Origin of the sequence: Enterocloster bolteae (assembly GCF_002234575.2) — a bacterium.
GTDB classification, from domain to species: Bacteria; Bacillota; Clostridia; order Lachnospirales; family Lachnospiraceae; genus Enterocloster; species Enterocloster bolteae.
Genome location: NZ_CP022464.2, coordinates 1,074,862 through 1,094,041 on the forward strand (window position 1 = coordinate 1,074,862; position 19,180 = coordinate 1,094,041).

General features: G+C 48.7%; 16 protein-coding genes. 15 read left to right on the forward strand and 1 reads right to left on the reverse strand.

The window, feature by feature from the left end; all coding sequences use genetic code 11:
• Nucleotides 1–6 precede the first annotated feature (6 nt).
• Nucleotides 7–1,188, reverse strand: coding sequence for an ISL3 family transposase (locus CGC65_RS05050; RefSeq protein ID WP_002578389.1), 1,182 nt, complete (start codon nt 1,186–1,188; stop codon nt 7–9).
• A 400-nt stretch (nt 1,189–1,588) separates the two neighbouring features.
• Here CGC65_RS05050 and CGC65_RS05055 point away from each other — a divergent pair, with 400 nt between their 5' ends.
• The 15 genes from CGC65_RS05055 to CGC65_RS05125 all read left to right on the forward strand — a co-directional run bounded on the left by CGC65_RS05055 (nt 1,589) and on the right by CGC65_RS05125 (nt 19,168).
• A complete protein-coding gene (locus CGC65_RS05055) occupies nt 1,589–2,440 on the forward strand; it encodes a MurR/RpiR family transcriptional regulator (RefSeq protein ID WP_002568014.1) in 852 nt (283 codons plus the stop codon).
• A gap of 56 nt (nt 2,441–2,496) precedes the next feature.
• The gene (locus tag CGC65_RS05060) at nt 2,497–3,891 is read left to right on the forward strand and encodes a Na+/H+ antiporter NhaC family protein (RefSeq protein ID WP_002568013.1); all 1,395 of its coding nucleotides are present in this window, start codon (nt 2,497–2,499) and stop codon (nt 3,889–3,891) included.
• Nucleotides 3,878–5,272 (forward strand): glycerate kinase type-2 family protein, encoded by a 1,395-nt coding sequence (locus CGC65_RS05065; RefSeq protein ID WP_002568012.1) that lies wholly within the window; start codon nt 3,878–3,880, stop codon nt 5,270–5,272. The genes CGC65_RS05060 and CGC65_RS05065 overlap by 14 nt, the downstream gene beginning before the upstream one ends.
• 14 nt (nt 5,273–5,286) lie before the next feature.
• Complete coding sequence (gene eno, locus CGC65_RS05070) at nt 5,287–6,579, forward strand: phosphopyruvate hydratase (RefSeq protein WP_002568011.1); 1,293 nt, start codon at nt 5,287–5,289, stop codon at nt 6,577–6,579.
• Between the two features lie 128 nt (nt 6,580–6,707).
• A complete protein-coding gene (locus tag CGC65_RS05075) occupies nt 6,708–7,718 on the forward strand; it encodes a LacI family DNA-binding transcriptional regulator (protein ID WP_002568010.1) in 1,011 nt (336 codons plus the stop codon).
• 232 nt (nt 7,719–7,950) lie between these two features.
• Nucleotides 7,951–8,565, forward strand: coding sequence for a flavodoxin family protein (locus tag CGC65_RS05080; RefSeq protein WP_002568009.1), 615 nt, complete (start codon nt 7,951–7,953; stop codon nt 8,563–8,565).
• Nucleotides 8,566–8,793: 228 nt separating this feature from the next.
• The gene (locus CGC65_RS05085) at nt 8,794–10,128 is read left to right on the forward strand and encodes a uracil-xanthine permease family protein (protein WP_039897691.1); all 1,335 of its coding nucleotides are present in this window, start codon (nt 8,794–8,796) and stop codon (nt 10,126–10,128) included.
• A 99-nt stretch (nt 10,129–10,227) separates the two neighbouring features.
• On the forward strand, nt 10,228–11,226 hold the full coding sequence (locus tag CGC65_RS05090) for a lipoate--protein ligase (protein WP_002568007.1): 999 nt from the start codon (nt 10,228–10,230) through the stop codon (nt 11,224–11,226).
• Between the two features lie 18 nt (nt 11,227–11,244).
• Nucleotides 11,245–11,745, forward strand: a complete 501-nt coding sequence (locus CGC65_RS05095) for a (2Fe-2S)-binding protein (RefSeq protein ID WP_002568006.1) — start codon at nt 11,245–11,247, stop codon at nt 11,743–11,745.
• Complete coding sequence (locus tag CGC65_RS05100; protein WP_002568005.1) at nt 11,746–14,028, forward strand: xanthine dehydrogenase family protein molybdopterin-binding subunit; 2,283 nt, start codon at nt 11,746–11,748, stop codon at nt 14,026–14,028.
• On the forward strand, nt 14,025–14,753 hold the full coding sequence (locus tag CGC65_RS05105; protein WP_002568004.1) for an SDR family NAD(P)-dependent oxidoreductase: 729 nt from the start codon (nt 14,025–14,027) through the stop codon (nt 14,751–14,753). Before CGC65_RS05100 ends, CGC65_RS05105 begins: the two co-directional genes overlap by 4 nt.
• Nucleotides 14,754–14,816: 63 nt before the next feature.
• The gene (gene mch, locus CGC65_RS05110) at nt 14,817–15,776 is read left to right on the forward strand and encodes a methenyltetrahydromethanopterin cyclohydrolase (RefSeq protein WP_002568003.1); all 960 of its coding nucleotides are present in this window, start codon (nt 14,817–14,819) and stop codon (nt 15,774–15,776) included.
• Between the two features lie 43 nt (nt 15,777–15,819).
• Entirely contained in the window at nt 15,820–16,803 is a 984-nt protein-coding gene (locus CGC65_RS05115; RefSeq protein ID WP_002568002.1) for a thiamine pyrophosphate-dependent dehydrogenase E1 component subunit alpha, read from the forward strand.
• Entirely contained in the window at nt 16,803–17,780 is a 978-nt protein-coding gene (locus CGC65_RS05120; RefSeq protein WP_002568001.1) for an alpha-ketoacid dehydrogenase subunit beta, read from the forward strand. The genes CGC65_RS05115 and CGC65_RS05120 overlap by 1 nt, the downstream gene beginning before the upstream one ends.
• Nucleotides 17,781–17,815: 35 nt before the next feature.
• Entirely contained in the window at nt 17,816–19,168 is a 1,353-nt protein-coding gene (locus CGC65_RS05125) for a dihydrolipoamide acetyltransferase family protein (RefSeq protein WP_002568000.1), read from the forward strand.
• The last annotated feature ends 12 nt before the right edge of the window (nt 19,169–19,180 follow it).

Genomic DNA, 19,180 nt, shown 5'->3' on the forward strand with positions numbered 1-19,180 from the left:
TTTATCCTATGATGTACAGTGAAGTATCCGGGTTCGGAACCGTTTGAAATTCCGGATTCCGTAGCTGCTCCGTTTTAACACCTTTATCTTGTTGTTAAATCCTTCTGTGGGACCATTTGTCAACCCGTATTTAAAGGCATTCAGAATTTCTTTTCGCCAGGCCCTGTAGGTCTTAGCACAGGCCTCAAATTCCTTGATCCCACAGCTCTGTGCATTCGCAATCCAGTCATCAAATTCCCTCTGCTGCTGACGATACGCTTCCATCTGGCAGATATCATAAAACCACTCTTTCATGCGGTGTGCCAGACGCAGATCCTCGCTATAGTGAAGCATTAAATCACAGGCCTGTTTGTTCTCATCTTTCAGCTTTTTATAGCGGGTCAGAATGAGTTTCCGGCTGCCTTTATAATACTTACGCAGAGAAACCGGCATGGATCGCTGCAGCCGTTTGCGTACATTTTCAATCGCCCATGTCATCTGCCGGATGAAATGATATTTATCCACGATGATTGTAGCGTTTGGAAAGAAGGTCTGTGCAAGTTCGGTGTAGGGGCGCCACATATCGCAGACGAAGAACTTTACCTTCAGGCGTTCTTTCCTGGGAATGTTCCGCCAATAATCAGCCAGATGGCTCTGTGTCCGATCCGGGAGAATGTCAAGGATCCGGCGCTTTTTCGGATCAACCAGAATGCACTGATATTTACCGGTAGAAGCATTGCCTTTGAATTCGTCAATGGAAAGCGCTTGTGGAAGCTGGTCAGGCGGAGGATAGCAAATCGTGTCCAGAAGGCGGCAGACCGTCTGGACGGAAACACCGGTAAGCTCTGCAATCTGTTTTAAGGAAAAGGTCTGCCGGAGCAGGGAGACAATGTAAAATGCCAGTCTGCGGGTCCTGCGGTGGTAGCTGGGGAGGAACGAATAGGGTTCCGTGAACCGTTTGCGGCAGTATGGGCAGAGGTAGCGGCGTTTGCGAAGGAGCAGGATTACTTGTTTTCCCAGTAAGGGAATGTCCTGGACTTCTTGTAAACGGTAATCATGAATCCGTTTAGTTTTAGCCCCACAGCAGGGACAAGTCTGTTCTACCGGTTGGGACTGGATGAAAATTTTAATGAAAGAGTCTGCCTGAACCACTTTTTTAATAAAAACACCTTCCAAGTTAAGGAAGGCCTTGGTATAATTAGGGTACATCTATAAGGGGTCACCTCCGTAACATTAAACTTTGGTCGGGATAATGCGTTTAGGAGGCTTCTTATAGATGTATTTTATTACAACGAAAAGAATGTTGGAAGTGTGCTTTTCAGCACACCCCAACATTCAGTATAGAACCGATTTTTTTTGTGTTTGATATCCCGGTATGATGCCGGGATATTTTATTTTTTAAAAATGTATATAAATATACATTTTTATGTCAAATTTCTTTGTCAGCTGTGTACGGTTTTTAAAATGAATTGATAAATTGTTGAAAAATACGAGGGGGAGCTGTTTTGGAGTTAAAAAATATGAGGGAAATTAGATAAACTAACCAGAAAATATGTGCGGTATTGAAGAAAAAATGTACTATGATATACTCAAAATCAGGAGATGAGAGATGAAAAATATTATTGATGAAATCAACAAAAGATATGAAAATCTTACTAAATCACAGAAAATAATTGCTGATTTTCTGCTGGAGAATTATGCTCTTGTACCATTTGAAACATTAAATGAAATAGCACATAGAATCGGACTCAGCACCACGTCCTTAATCCGTTTCTCCAGGACGATGGGGTATAAGGACTATACGGATCTGAAGAAAAACATACAGGATTTGATAAAAGTAAAGGTAAGCCTTCCTTCCAGGTTTGGCGAGTTATCTGAACAGGGAGGGACTCCCAATGATTTGCTTCTTCGGTGCAGGGACATTGCCGTGAATAATATCGAGGCCACATTAAGGCTTCAGGACACAGAAAAGCTGGATTTGGCGGTAGACTGGATTAGCAGTGCAAATCATAATTATGTGTTGGGACTTAGGACATGCTTTTCTCCTGCTTTTTACCTGGCTGTGGTGCTGTCTCAGATAAAGAAGAAGGTCCGGCTGATTCAGGGGATTGCCAGCACATATCCTGAGGAAATAACAGATGTGGAAGAGGGGGATGTGTGCACTGTATTCTCCTTTCCGAGATTTTATAAGGAAACGGTAAATATAGCCCATTTCATGAGAAGAAGGGGAGCTAAAGTTATAATCATTACAGGCAAGGATATAAGACCTGTCAAACCATATGGAGATATTATCATTCCGTGTTCCGCCGTAGGCCCCTCCTTTAAGGATTCCTACGTGGCAGTCCATTTTCTCATTGACTATATTATTTCAAGCATAGCTGCAAAAAATAAGGATGAGGGAATAGAGGTAGTTTCAAAAATTGAAGAGATATTAAGCCAAAATTATTTCATTGGCTTTTAATACTTTTAATCACAAAGCGCGCTGTTGATTGAAAGCAAAAAGAAAGGAGATAATCTATGAGTTCAAATGAACGAAAGAAACCAAGCTTTTTGTTTGCGTTACTGATCATGGCCGCTGTTTGTGTTGTGGTTATTGTCCCTTATATGAAATGGGGGGTATCTATGGCCGCCACCTTCTTTTTATCGTGGCTGTTTGTCATTCCGGCCTGCATGTCCCTGGGATTTACATACGAGGAACTTGAAAAGGCGGCAGTGTCTTACTGCGGGAAGATCATTACATCTGTATTTATCCTGTTGTCTGTGGGAGGTATGATTGGCGCATGGATTGCCGCAGGAACAGTGTCTGCGATTGTAGATGTGGGACTTCGGATGATAACACCCAAAATTTTTCTTCTGGTTACGTTTATTGTCGGAGCGTTGTACGCAATGGCGTGCGGTACTTCTTGGGGGACATTAGGTACCATTGGTATTGCGATGTCTGCCGTGGGACTGGGGCTAGGAGTTCCCCCGGCCATGACAGCCGGAGCAGTGGTCAGTGCCGCGTTCCTGGGAGATGGCTTTTCTCCGATGTCGGACAGCCCTAATTTGGCATCCGCGGTCACAGGGGTAAAATTGATGGACCATGTCAGGCATCTGGCAAAAATACAGTTTCCGGCCTTCATCATAAGCGCTGTATTATATACCATTTTAGGATTTGTATACGCAGGCGGAGAGGTCCAAAATGAGACCACGCTAATGATAATCAAAACATTAGGTGATAACTATAATGTGGGATTGATTGCCTTCCTGCCGGCGCTTATCGTAATCATACTGCTCCTGCTTAAGAAGTCGGCGATCATCTCAATCCTGATAAGTGCTGCCACCGGTATTGGCGTAGCTGTCATTTACCAGGGAAAATCATTGGCTTATGTGCTGACATGCTTCTGGTCAGGTGTAAAGAGCGATACCGGGATGGAACTTGTGGATACATTGCTGTCAAGAGGCGGAGTCACCAGCCTGTTTTCCAGTGCGTCCCTGTATCTCATCACATTCGGCCTTATCGGTATATTGACCCAGGCCGGTGTTCTGGATGCTGTGGTGGCGCCGATTGTTAATAAAGTAAAGACGGGTTTCCAGCTTCTCATAACAACCATTATTACAGGTTTCTTAGGAGATGCAGTGGGGTGTTCCGGTTCTTTTGCCTATCTTTTTGCGGGAAACCTCATGAAACCGCTCTACAAGAAAATGAATGTAAGCGATTTAGATTTAACCAGAAATCTGGCCTGCTCTGTAACCCCTTTAGGGCCGTTGATTCCATGGAACATGAACGCTGTCATTGCTCTGGATCTTTTGGGGGTATCCTGTTTCCAATATGCGCCCTACTGTTTCCAGGCATATGTCATGCCGGTTCTGTTAATCGTCAATTATCTGCTATTTAATAAAAGGGGAGGACAGCAAAATGGGGAAAATTAAGAATACAGAGAGTCTTTTAAATCATGGAGACAGGGAATCCAGGAAAAAGATTACAGAACTGCTGGAGCGCATGTGGGCAAAGGTGGACGCATACCATCTGATTAAGGAACTTATGTCTGTGGACGGTAATTGTCTGACCATTGGTACAAAGCGCTGGGATATGGATAAACTGGGCAATATCTATCTTTTTGGCGCGGGAAAAGCGTGTAATGCCATGGCCATGGCCGTATGTGATGTATTGAAGGAGAAGCTGACAGAAGGTGTTATATCCGTGAAGATAGCAGAGGATAACGATACCTATATCAATACCAGGGTCTATGTGGGAGGACACCCCCTTCCAAATGAAGAGGGGTACCGGGCCGCTGAAGATATAATACAAATGATTGATAAGGGAAAGCCGGGTGACCTGTTCATCTCTGTCATCAGCGGAGGCAGTTCCGCTTTACTGACATGCCCCAAAGAGGGCATCACATTGCAGGAGGAGATACAGGCCCAGGATATGCTGCTGCGCTCCGGCGCGAAGATTGAGGAAATCAATGCGGTCAGACGCCATATTTCCAGAACCAACGGCGGGCGCCTTGCGGAGCAGGTACTTAAAAATGGCGCTGAGATTGTAAATATAATTGTGGGAGACGGTGTGGGGGTAAAGCCTACTGTAGATTTCAAGGCACCGTTCCAGTTTTTCGGCACACCGGTGGCTCCGGATAAGACTACGATACAGGATGCGCGGGACTGTATCAGGAATTATCAGCTGGAGGACAAGCTGCCAGAGTCTATTTTAAAATATCTGTATGAAGATAATCCGGAGCATGAGACCCCAAAAGCATTTGGAGAGGGTGTGACGCACTTCTGCCTTAACAATGTACCGGATTCATGTGAAGCTGCAGTGGAAGCTGCCAGGGAAATGGGAATCAGCTCCATGGTATTTTCCACCTTTATCGAAGGTGAAAGCCGGGAGGCAGGATACTTCTTTGCCTCCATGGCAAGGGAGATACAGGCTAATCACAGACCGATTAAGGCGCCCTGCTTTGTATTCTGTTCAGGGGAGACCACGACGAAAGTGGAGGACGGAAGCAGGGGAACGGGAGGTCCTTCCCATGAGCTTGCATTGGGATTTGCCCATGGTGCCAGATACACTGCGGGCGCAGCCCTTGCATCGGTGGATACAGAGGGCACAGATGGGACAACCAGGTATGCGGGAGCACTGACGGATTCACAGACATTGCGGATGCTTTCTGAAAAGGGTATTAATATTTTTGACGTATTCAGAACCCACGATTGCGGCGGGGCGCTGGAGTGTACCCAGGATTCCATACTTACAGGAAATACAGGGACCAATCTGTGCGATTTTAACGTGATGTATGTACCGGAAGCGGAATAAGGGAGGAAAATAGGATGAATGGAAACAGAATAAAGGAAGTAAAGGCAAGACAGGTACTGGACTCTAAGGGAAGGCCTGTGGTAGAGACTGAAATATATACGGAAAATGGTAAGATGGGAAGGGCGGGAGCATCCACTGGCACGTCTGTTGGGAAGAATGAATCGTATGTATTAAGGGATAACGATAAAGAGTTATTTGGCGGCCTCAGCGTTTTTAAAGCAGTAAAAAATATCGAGGAAATCATTGGTCCGGCTTTGGTTGGTATGGATGTGACAGACCAGCAGGCAGTTGACCATAGGATGATAGAGCTGGACGGGACCAGATATAAGACGAATCTGGGAGGAAATGCAATCTATTCTGTTTCCTGTGCGGCCGCCAGAGCAGCGGCGGCCAGCGTGGGAAAGCCATTATGGAGGTACCTGGCAGAGGAAGAGCCGGAGAGGGTATTTGCGCCGGCATATAATATGATTAACGGCGGTACATATGGGAATTATACCCTTGCATTTCAGGAGTTTATTGTGATTCCTAAAAATGTAAGTACATTCTATGAGGGGTCCAGAATTGGGGTGGAGATATTCCAGAAGATGGGAGATATCATTAAGAAATACAACAATGGAAAACCGCCCGTGATGGGTAATTACAGCGGATATGGCGCCCCATCGGATGACCCGTTTGTATTGTTTGATATGCTTATGGAAGCAGCCTCATCATTGGGGTATGAAGATAAAATTATATTCTCCATGGATTGCGCTGCCAGTGAAATCTATGATGAGGCAAGGGACGCATATCTGTATAAGGGAACGTATATAGACAGGGACGAAATGATCTCACTGCTTTCCAGGATCGCGCATAAATATCCAATCGGGTTTATTGAGGATGCTCTGCAGGAAGAGGACTTTGAGGGATTCAAAAAAGCCAGGAAAGAGATACAGGCTGTATTGATCGGAGATGATTTTATATGCTCCAGCATTGACAGGGCCAAGAAAGCAATCGACATGGACGCGATACAGGGAATGATATTAAAGCCCAACCAGATTGGTACACTGACAGAGGCAATTGAAACGGTCCGTTTCATGAAACAACATGATTTGCTGGTTGTGGCGTCCGGAAGGGCGGGAGGAGTCATTGACGACCCAAACGCTGAATTGGCAATTGCGTTAGGCCTGCCAATCATGAAAACAGGGGCGCCAAGAAGCGGGGAACGCACTATATTCACCAATACCGGACTCAGGGTAGAGGAACAGTTGAAGCCGGGAAAGACAATGGCGGATGTACTTAAGGTTCCGGGATTTGAACGGCTGGGATGATATATCGGATACTTTCACAGATAAAAAACGGGGAATCCTGTAAAACAGGTTTCTCCGTTTTTTTATCTGTTTTACTCCTTTATATAGTATAATACTGTATAGATAATGCATAAAAAGGAGGTTATATTTTGAATATCAGACAAATTGCGTACCTGGCGGGGGTTTCGGTTGCAACGGTTTCCAGATGCATTAATCAGCCGGAGAAGGTGTCGGAGGAAACACGCAATCATATCATAGGGGTCATGAAGCGGGTGGACTACATACCCAACCCCTCCGCCAAAAGCCTGTCAACCGGTTATACAAAGACCATCTTATGTGTAATCCCGACCCTTTGCAATGAATTTTTCAACCAGCTGGTGGAAGGAAGCCAGGCTGTATTGAGGGAAGCGGATTATAAGGTCCTTGTATTTTCAACAGACAGCATAGAGGATTTCTGGCGCAGGGTGGACCAGAGAAGTGTTGACGGAATGATTATATCCGGCTCCGGTTTTATTAACAGCGAGGAGCTGCGCATGGCCAAGATTCAGGTGCCCTATGTATTGATTGAAAATATGGAGCAGTCGGAATCACCCAAGGATGTGACATACGTTTACAGTGATGATTACAAAGGGGTCCAGATGGCGTTAGAATATCTGTACCGGGAAGGCAACCGCGTATTCGGGGTAATCAGCACTTCTGACACTTATTTGGTGACGGAGAGGCGCCGTAAGGCGGTATATGACTTTTTCATGGAAAAAAAGGACTGCCGTCTGTGCATGGTGAAAGCCCATTATGCAGATTTGCAGGATGCATATGACGCGTGCGGGCATTTGATGCGGCTGGAGGAGAGGCCCACCGCTATTTTTGCCTTTAACGATATGATGGCAATTGCGGCAATGAGATATCTGGTGCTTCACGGCATACGTGTGCCGGAGGATATGGAGATAATGGGATTCGACGACAATCCGGTGGCCAGTTTTGTGCTCCCCTCGCTGTCAACCGTGGTTGCACCCAATTACCAGCTTGGGGAAAGTGCAGCCAGACTGCTGCTGGAAAAACTGAGGGGCAATACAGAGAGTAAAAGCGTGTTGTTTCCGGTGGAATTAAAGCTGAGGGAAACCACCAGAAATAATGTAAAAGAGTATAGAGACAAGCTATAGATTCCGCCCACGGCATAGAAAGTCTGATGTAACCAGTTTCATCCGGAAACTGGTTTGGATTCGTTGACAATCCGTTTTTTTTTGATATAATTAAGAAAAACGCATAATAATAAACAAAAACACATAATAAAATTGTGTATATTGCACAAGAGAATTTTGCGCGTTAAAAAAGATACATGTAAAAATAGAGTATAAAATAAAATGATGTTCTGCCCCGGAAGGAGTACACGGCATGGTAAAAATTATCGGAATATGTGGAAGCCCAAGAAGGAAATCATCCTATGCCGCATTGCGGGAAGCGCTGGACGGCGCACTGGAAACAGGGGACGTGGAAGTGGAGCTCATTGAACTGCGTGCAAGGAAGCTGAACTTCTGCATTCACTGCAATAAGTGTCTGAGAGAGGACGCGGTCCGGTGTACAGTATATGAGGACGATATGACCCCTCTCTATGAAAAGGTATATCAGGCTGACGGGATGATAATAGCATCACCGGTCTATGAGATGAATATTACGGCACAGCTGGCGGCCTTTTTCAACCGGTTCCGCCCTACCTGGAATATTATAAAAAAGGATCCCACATTTTTTAACCGGAAGGTGGGCGCTGCGATTGCAGTAGGAGGAACAAGAAACGGAGGACAGGAAGGGGCACTGAACGCAATCCTTGGATTTTACCATACACAGGGTATGGTTGTCTGCAACGGGGGAGCGGGAACTTACGCAGGAGCCAGTCTCTGGAATCCGGGGGATGGGTCAGGGGAAATGGACGACCCGGAAGGATTAAAGAGAGCCAGGGCACTGGGTGCAAAGATGGCTGATTTGACAAAACGACTCAATTTGGATAACTAAGCCGGAACGGATTCAAACTACCGGTTTCCATAAGGATACCGCATAATGTTTATTTGCCCTTGTGTTTGTCTTTTTCAAATAAACAGACAGGTATTTTGTGGAAGCCCTGCCAATTCCTGACAAAACATGGCGCCGATTCGTCAGGTAAAAGTTTTGAATATAAAAAATAAAAGGAGAACTTCATACATTAGGCAGAAATGGCGGGAGTATCAGAAACAGGAGTTAGTTATGAGAATGATGAGTTATGGTATCGAAGACAAACCCCGATTGGCAGTAGCGTTTCCATTGGCATTCCAGCATGTACTATCGGCATTTACAGGACAGATTGCGGTAGGTATGCTGCTTGCGATGGGATTTGGGCTCAGTGTCAAAGAAACTGCTTTATTAATTCAGTGTGCGTTATTTATCACCGGTATAGCTACCATTATCCAGTCCTTTGGAATCGGAAAGCATATTGGAGCCAGACTCCCCATTGTATCAGGAGGCAGCTTTACGCTGATTACACCAATGGTGGTGGCGGCCAATAACCCCAATATCGGAATCGGCGGAGCTTTTGGGGCGGCCCTGGTTGGAAGCGGTGTATTGTTTATTCTGGGTCCCATTGCAATCAGGTACTTACATAAGTATTTCAGCCCTACCGTCACAGGGGCAGTGGTGCTGACCGTGGGTAACTGTATCGGCGCAACGGCATTCGGAAACTTTAATGTGGAAAGTGAAACCGCGATGACTGAATTGGCGATTGCTGTAATGGTCGTTGTGGTGATTGTTCTTCTGAACTTTTTTGGAAAAGGCCTTATCAAACAATGTTGTATATTAATCGGCATGGTAATAGGATACGTTGTTGCCGCGGCCCTTGGCATGGTGGATTTTTCAAGCATCGGAGAGGCTTCCTGGTTTTCCATGGTTAAACCCTTTGCATGGGGAGTCAACTTCAATGTGGGAGCAATCCTGACAATCTGCGCGGTTCACATCGGCACCCTGATGGAAATGGTGGGGGACACCACGGGGCTTGTGACGGCGGTATCCAACCGGCTTCCCACCTCGGAGGAATTATCCAGGACCATCCGAGGCGGCGGTATCACGGGAATGTTTGCATCTGCCTTTAACGGTGCTCCGGTTATTACGGGAAGCGCGAATGTGGGTATTGTTGCAATGACCGGCGTGGGAAGCCGCTTTGTCACCGGTTTGGGAGGAATCATTTTCCTTGCTTTTGCGGTATTTCCAAAGCTGGCCCAGCTGCTTGCACTGATTCCCAACTGTGTTATGGCAGGAGCTGTCCTTGTAATGTGTGGTCAGATATCGGCGTCCGGGCTCCGGGTTATCAGCATGGGCGATTTTACGGAGAGAAACACAACCATCCTGGCCATTGCGCTGGCCATTGGCATCGGCGGCAATTTCGGAGTGGCTAACCTGGCATTTCTGCCGTCAACCGTTACAACCATTTTTACCGGTATTCCCGGTACGGCCCTGGTTGCCCTTGTATTAAACATGATTCTTCCAAAGGCAGCAGAGGATGAAGTGACCGACGTAAAGATTGAAGGGGAAATACCGGCCGTGCAGTAAAAAGAGCATACTTATTATTTTAAGAGGATATCCACATGGAGCGCCTTGCACCATGTGGATATTTTTAGGAAAACAGCTGGAAATGAGAGGGCCTTTACTATGATATACGTGGAGACGAACAGTATTATCGGTTCGGAAAATCTGGCTTTTGAGGAATATTTTTTAAAGAAAGAGGACATCAGAGAGCCCGTACTCATGCTGTGGAGGAACCGTCCCACCATTGTGGTAGGCGCTTTTCAGAATACCCATGAAGAAATATGTGAAGAGTTCGTCAAGGCCAACAAAATTGATGTGGTGAGAAGAACCAGCGGGGGCGGCGCTGTCTACCATGACTTGGGAAACTTGTGTTTCAGCTTTATCATGGAGCATGGGGATTTTACAAACACAGACTACTCTGCTTTTTTAAAACCGGTTGTAGAAGCGCTTCGGGGAATGGGAATCCAGGCTGGGATTAACGGGCGCAATGACCTGGTTCTGGGAAACGCCAAGATATCAGGAAGCGCGGTAAGAATCTATAAGAACCGGGTACTGTTTCACGGAACACTGTTATTCAGTTCAGATTTAGAAATACTGAGCAGGGCATTGCGGGTAAAACAGGATAAGCTGGTATCAAAGGGTATTAAGTCGGTGCGTTCAAGGGTAACCACCATAGCGGAACATCTTTCCTATGACATGGATGTTCTGGAATTCAGGGAAAGACTGCTGCAGGCCCTTTTTGGGGAATCAGGGGGAAAGGAATATGAAATATCCCTGAACGAGCGCAGGGAGATTATGTGCCTGGCCCGTGACAAATATGAATCCTTCCTCTGGACGTATGGAAAGAACCCGCCGGCAGACCTGACACACGGAAAACGGTTTGGAGGAGGCAGCATAACGGTTAAGGCATCTTTAAAGAATTCGCGGATTGAACAAATCCGGTTTGAGGGTGACTTTCTGGGATGTATGGAGATGAAAGATATAGAACAGCTGCTGAACGGGGTGGTTTATGAGAGGGACGCCGTCAGCCGCGTTTTTGAAGAATTAGATATAAGACCATATTTCGGAACCATAACAAAGGAAGAAGTGGTCGGCTGCATTATGGGAGATGACAGAATATAAACACATGGGAGTGAGACAATGGAACAGGTAAGTCTGGATATAAACGGAAAGAAAACACAAGTCAGCATAGAAAAAAACTGGACCCTGCTATTCGTGCTGCGGGAGGTTTTGGGATTGACAGGCGCAAAGTGCGGATGCAGCACCGGAGACTGCGGGGCCTGCAAAGTTATCATTGACGGAGAAGCGGTGAATTCCTGTCTGGTGCTTGCGCGGAACCTGGAAGGAAAGAAGATTGAGACCATAGAAGGCCTTTCAAACGGCACGGATCTGCACCCTATTCAGCAGGCGTTTATCGACGCCGGGGCAGTACAATGCGGATACTGCACCCCGGGAATGGTGATGTCAGCCAAGGCTCTTCTGGATCGGATTGAGAATCCGACAGAGGAGGAAATCAGGAACAACGGCATCTCCAATAACCTGTGCAGATGCACGGGATACGTTAAGATTGTGGAGGCAATCAGACTGGCCGCAAGGCGGATGATGGAGGCAAAGGCCGGGGGAAAGAAGGAGGAGCGCTGAATGGGAATCATAGGACAGAGCATACCGGTCCGCGACGCGGCCATGAAGGTAACCGGGCAGTTTAAATATACGGCTGACCTGGAGTTCCCCGGAATGCTCCACGCTAAAATATTGTTCAGCCCTGTGCCCCATGCCAGGATAAAGAAGATTGATACAAGCAGGGCAGAGGCACTGGAGGGCGTCCGCGGAGTGGTGTGCTATTTAAACGCCCCGGACACAAAGTATAACAGCTGCGGGGAAGAGATTGACGGTCACAAAACGGAACGGGTATTTGATGATACGGTTCGGTATGTGGGAGATAAGGTGGCGGCCGTGGCGGCGGATACGGTAAAGATTGCCGAGCAGGCAGTGAAGTTAATCCAGGTGGAATATGAGGAACTTCCCTTTTATACTGACCCCGGAGAGGCCCTGAAGGAAGGCGCGTATCCCATTCACGGTGAAAGTAATATTATTTTTCCGGTGGATATGGGGGCCGGCGATGTGGAAGCGGGCTTTAAGGCAGCGGATTATATATATGAAGATACCTATTCCACGCCTGCCATCCACCACAGCGCCATTGAGACACATGCATCCATTGCGGTTTATGACAGCAGCGGCAAGCTGACGGTCTATACGCCCAGCCAGGATGTGTTCGGATACAGGAAGAACCTCAGCAGGATTTTCGGACTTCCCATGAGCAGGGTGCGCGTGGTAAATCCCGGCATGGGCGGCGGGTTCGGAGGAAAAATAGATACAATAACAGAGCCTGTGACAGCCCTGCTGGCCATGAAAACAGGGCGCCCGGTAAAGCTGGTTTACAACAGGCGGGAGGATATTGTGTCGTCCAGGACCAGACACGGAATGGAAATAAAGATTAAGACCGGTGTTAAAAAAGACGGGACCATTATATCCCAGGATATGCAGGTCATAATCAATGCCGGGGCATATGCGGGCGGGACCATGAGCATTGTGTGGGCCATGAGCGGTAAGTTTTTTAAAAACCACAAGACGCCTAATATCCGGTTCAGGGCCACTCCGGTTTATACCAACACTCCCATTGCAGGTGCCATGAGGGGCTTTGGATCTCCACAGGAGTTCTTTGCCCAGCAGTGCCAGATGAATAAGATTGCCAGAGACTTACATATAAGCATCATTGACATGCAGTTAAAAAACCTGGTTGAACCGGATGGGTTTGACCAGAGGAACGGGCAGAGGCATGGAAATGCAAGACCCATTGACTGTGTGAAAAAGGGGATGGAGCTGTTCGGCTGGGAGGAGGCGGTGAAGGAACAGGAAGAATCCGGGGCGGCAAAGGGCAGGTACCGGATTGGAGTGGGAATGGCAGCGGCCACCCACGGAAACGGAGTGTACGGCGTGTGTCCGGACACAACCGGCGTGATACTTAAAATGAATGAAGATGGTTCGGTTGTCATGTTCACCGGGGTCAGCGACATGGGCAATGGTTCCGTGACAACCCAGGCCCAGGCAGTGGCCCAGGAGCTGGGAATCAGCATGGACCGGATAGAGTGTATACAGGCGGATACAGATGCCACCATGTATGATTTGGGAAATTATTCCAGCAGAGGTACGTATGTGAGCTGCAATGCCGCTGTGAAGGCGGCAGGGAAAATCAGGCAGGAATTGCTGAAAGAGGCGGCCCAGCTGCTGGAAGAGGAACAGCAGAATCTGGAACTGAAGGACAACGGGGTTTGTGTGAGGAACAATCCTGAAAAGAAGGCCTCCCTGGAGGAAGTCATCACGCACGCAAGGAAAGTGAACCAGAGGGATATATGCTGTGCGGACACATTTGCCTCCTATGCCCTGGCCATGTCTTACGGCGCACATTTTGTAAAGGTATCGGTGGATACCCGGACCGGCGGGGTAAAGGTCCTGGAATATACGGCGGTGCACGATGTGGGGAAGGCGCTCAATCCCATGTCTGTGGAAGGCCAGATCGAAGGCGCGGTGCAGATGGGACTTGGATACGCACTCTCAGAGGGAATCATAATTGACAGCGGGGGAAAGGTAAAAAACACTACCTTTAAGCAGTACCATATTATGAATGCCGGTGAGATGCCGCCTATCAAGGTGGGACTGGTGGAGGAGACAGAACCCACCGGGCCATATGGGGCAAAGAGCATCGGGGAGTGTTCGGTGGTACCCTCAGCCGGGGCAATTGCAAATGCTGTGGCCAATGCAATCGGATGTGAGGTGCACCGTCTGCCGTTAAAACCGGATACAGTGCTTGAACTCCTGGCCCGGGAACATGAGACAGTTGAAAGAAGGGATGGAATCACCTTATGAGATTTGAAGATAAAGTAGCGGCAATCACAGGCGCGGGCCAGGGGCTGGGCGCGGGTTTTGCAAAGGCATTTGCCAAAGAGGGCGCTGTCGCAGTCCTGATAGGAAGGACCGGAGGCAAGCTGCAGGCGGTTGCAGAGGAAATCAGGAAAGAGGGCGGCCGGGCCCTTGTGAAAGTCTGCGACATCGCGGTGCCCGAACAGGTGGAGCAGTGCTTCAGGGAAATTGAACAGGAAGCGGGAAGTGTGGATGTGCTTGTCAATAATGCGGCCTATCACAAGTCGGTTCCCGTGGTTGAGACATCAAACGAGGAATGGCTGAGCCAGATTTCCATTAATCTCAACGGAACCTTTTTCTGCACAAAGGCAGTCCTGCCGGCCATGATACGGAACCGGTACGGAAAAATCATCAACATCAGTTCCTCGGCCGCCAAACACTTCTTTCCCGGATTTGGCGCGTACGCAGCATCAAAAGGCGGAATCGTAAGCTTCACCCATACGCTGTCCGAGGAAGTCAAGCAATACGGAATCAATGTGAATGCCATATACCTGGGAATGACCAATACGGAGCATACAAGGGAACGGATGGACAGCGATCAGGCAGTGACTATTGATTTGGATTCCATGCTCCAGGTGGAGGATGTGGCGGAAGTGGTGACATTTCTGGCATCGGACGCAGCGGCCCCGATTATGGGAGCGGCCATTGATGTGTTTGGAAAGAAATCATAAGCAGGTTGAGTTATAAGCAGGTTGAACTATAAGCAGGATGAAATAAAACACGGAGGATCATACATGCTGAATATTAACGCAAAAGCAATGAAAGTAGTACGGGAGATTATAGAGGACGCGGACGCCCTTGGGTGTAAGGTGATCAAAATGGACTGCGGGGCAACCCTCATTGACATGGGAATTAACTGTGAGGGAAGCTGGAAGGCAGGGGTTCTGTTCACAAGGGCCTCCATGGGAGATATGAGCACGGTTACCCTTGGGGAATTCAGGCTCAATGAGGATTATACCTTTGCTTCGGTGGAAGTGCTGGTCAACAAGCCTCTTATTGCCTGCATGGCATCCCAGATAGCAGGATGGAAACTGGGTGACGGGGAATTCGCAACCATTGGTTCCGGCCCTGCCAGGTCCATCGCCCATGTGGACTCAGACTGGTACTTTGAGATGACGGATTACAGGGAAGAAAATAACGAGGCAGTGCTGTGCCTGCAGGATGTGAAGTATCCCACGGACCAGATGGCCATGGAGGTGGCAAAGGCCTGTAACGTTAAGCCGGAGGATACGTATATCCTTATTTCCGACAGTACCTGCGTGGTTGCCTCCATCCAGGTGTCGGGCAGGATGCTGGAACAGACCTGCCACAAGATGTTTGAGAAGGGATTTGACGCGGGACAGATTGTGATGATCCGGGGAACTGCCCCCATAGCCCCCATTGTTAAGGATGAAATGAAGTCAATGGGCCGTATCAATGACGCCCTTATCTACGGCAGCAGCGTGGAAATCTGGGTGGATGCATCAGACGAGGCCATTGAGAAGGTGATTCCGGGGCTGGTGGGCAAGACTTCGTCTCCCTGCTACGGGCAATTATTTGAGGATGTGTTTGAGAAAGCGGGAAGAGACTTCTTCTATGTTGATCACGATGTGCATTCCCTGGGAAGGGTGCAGATTCACAATATTAATACGGGAAAGGCATTCTGCGGGGGAGAAATAAATTACAAGGTATTGGAAAAGTCATTTTTATATTAATTTAAATACGCAATGGCGAAGAAGAGGATTAGGAGGAAATAAAATGGCACTAAGTAAAGAACGGCTTCTGAAGGTATACCGGGACATGGTAATGATCCGCAGATTTGAGGAGGTAATTGAGGAGTATGCTGCAAACGGAACGATTCCCGGATTCGTACATCTGTCCATTGGCCAGGAAGCGTGTCAGGCAGGTGTGGTGGACGCCCTGAAAAAGACAGATTATAAGTTCCCGGATCACAGGGGACACGGAGCCATTGCTCTGTGCGGAACAGACCCTAAATTAGTGATGGCTGAGATATTTGCAAAGGAGACAGGAATCAACCACGGACGGGGCGGCTCCATGCATGTCAATGACCTGGAGTGCAGGAACATGGGATTTAACGGAATCCAGGGCTCCACCATGGTGACCTGTCTGGGAACTGCATTTGCCTCTGTGTACAATGGGACGGATGACGTAACGGCAGTATTCCTCGGAGACGGAACACTGGGAGAGGGAACCTGCCATGAGAGCATGAATATGGCGGCCACCTGGAAGCTTCCCATTATCTACTGTCTGGTAAATAACGGATACGCCATATCCACGCGCTACGAGGAAGCCCATCCCCAGAAGGAGTTAAAAACATGGGGCGAGGGATACGAAGTACCCAGCTTCCGCCTGGACGGAAATGACATCGAGGCAGTCATCGAGGCAGTGGAAAAGGCCGCGGACCGCGCCAGAAAGGGCGAGGGCCCCACTGTACTGGAATTTATGACATACCGCTGGCAGGGACATTTCGCAGGCGATCCCGCCGCTTACCGCCCGGAGGACGAGGTATCTTACTGGGTCAATGACAGGGATCCCCTGAAGCTTACCAAGGCAATCCTCCTTGAGAGGGAGCAGGTTGAGCCGGCTGTGCTCCAGGCGGTTGAAGAGGAAGAAGAAAAACATGTGCAGGAGATGCTTAAATTCTCTCTGGAGAGTGAGTATCCGGGAATTGAGACTGCAACAACATATACATATGCTGATAGAGAGGTGGAATTAAGATAATGGGCAGAAAACTTTCTTATGGAATGGCAATCAATGAAGCGCTGCATCAGATGATGGGAGCAGATGAAAGAGTATTTATATTAGGCGAAGATGTGGCAAAGATGGGCGGAGATTTCGGAATCACAAAGGGAATCTGGGAGAAATGGCCGAACCGCATCAAGGATACGGCATTATCGGAGTCCGCAATTCTGGGTTTATCCTGCGGGGCCGCTGTGTGCGGGTTAAAGCCAGTACCGGAAATCATGTTTGCGGACTTTTTAGGGGTTTGCTTTGACCAGCTGACAAACAACGCCGCAAAGTTAAACTTCATGTATCAGGGAAAGGCACACTGCGGTATAACGGTGCGTGCCGTACAGGGCGGAGGAATCCGGTGTGCTTACCATCACTCCGCATGTGTGGAATCCTGGTTCATGAACACCCCCGGACTTGTGGTCGTATGCCCCACCACCCCTTATGAGGCAAAGGGAATGCTGATCTCCGCAATTAAAAGTGATAACCCGGTTCTCTTTTTAGAGCATAAGACCCTTTATAATGTAAAGGGAGAGGTGCCTCAAGAGATGTATGAGATTCCTCTGTACGAGGCTGAGGTGGAGAGAGAGGGAAGCGACATCACAATCGTAGCAACCCAAATCATGCTTGACAAAGCCCATAAGGCGGCGGACATCATGGCAAAGGAAGGGGTCAGCGTGGAAATCATTGACCCGAGAACCATTTATCCTTATGACAAGGACACGATCCAGAAATCCGTGGCAAAAACAGGCCGCATCATTCTGGCGCAGGAAGGTCCCAAATGCGGGGGCTGGGGAGCCGAACTTTCCGCCATGATAAGCGAGGATGTGTTTGAGTATTTATGCGCGCCCATTAAACGGGTTACCTCCCTGGATTCCCCGGTACCGTACGCGCCGGTGCTGGAGGATTACGTACTGCCGCAGCTGGATGATCTGGTAAAAACCTGCCGGGAATTGATGGAATATTAAATATAGCCACAAGTGGAGATTGAGAGGAAATACATATGGTTACAAAAGTAATTATGCCCAAATTCGGATTGTCAATGGAGACAGGAGTCCTGGGCTCCTGGCTGGTGGAAGAAGGGGCTTCTGTCACAAAAGGCAGCGCCCTGGCAGAAATAACAACAGATAAAATCACCAATACGTGCGAAGCACCCAAAGACGGGATTCTCCGCAAAATCCTGCTTCCCGAAGGGGAGGAGGCTGCCTGCGGGGAGGCCATAGCGGTTCTGGCGGACACGGCGGACGAGGATATATCGGCGGAGTGCGGGGGAGGCCAGAGTGAAGGGGGCGCTTTTGCGGACAGCGCAGAGCAGGCGGCTGCAGCATCCCCTGTCCCGGAAAAGGCCGCCCCGGCCGATATTAAAATCACGCCGCGGGCCAAAAAGGTAGCAGAGGAGCAGGGGCTTGAATATTCCCACATCCAGGGAACCGGCCTGTTAGGCGCAATCACAATTTCAGATTTGAAGAAACATGGAATTCCCAGGAAGGACCCGGCAAGCGCCGCCTCTGTATCAGCTGCTCCGTCATCGGCGTCCGTCCCGTCATCAGCGTCCGGTCCGGCATCAGCATCCGGCCTGGCATCTGCATCCGCCCCGGCATCCGGTCCGTCAACCGCATCTGCCCCGGCCGCAGCGCCTAAGGCAGTCTTTGATACACGGCCCTGTGAAGGCGAGGATGTCATTGTCAAGATGAGCACCATGGAGACCGCGATCGCAAAAGCCATGCAGAACAGTCTGCTGACAACCGCCCAGGCCACCATAGCCACAGAGGCGGAAATAACGGAACTGGTCAGGGTATACAAACAGTTAAAGGGAAAATATACCAATGCAGGAGTGAAGCTGAGCTATACCGCCATGCTGATAAAGGCAGTGGCCATGGCATTGGAGAACCACAAGGCTCTGAGAAGCACCATGGCAGACGAGACCCATATTAAAATCAGCAGCCGTATTCACATCGGCGTTGCGGTGGATATCCCGGGCGGTCTGATTGTGCCTGTGATCCGCGATGCAAATATGAAGGATTTGCGCACAATCTGCCTGGAATTATCAGACCTTACCCAGCGGGCTAAGGACAATAAGCTTACATCCGACCAGCTGGGCGGCGCGACCATTACCATCACCAACCTGGGCATGTTTGGAATCACCTATTTTACCCCTGTATTAAATGTTCCGGAATCAGCAATTTTAGGCGTTGGAGCCATTATCGAGAAGCTGATGGTAAAGGACGGAGGCTTCTATCCCGCATCCGTCATGAACTTCAGCCTTACCCATGACCACCGCATTGTCAACGGAGCGCCGGCGGCAAGATTCCTGAAAGAAGTGACAGCCAGCCTGCAGGATTTTAAATGGGTTTAAAAAGTCCTTAAA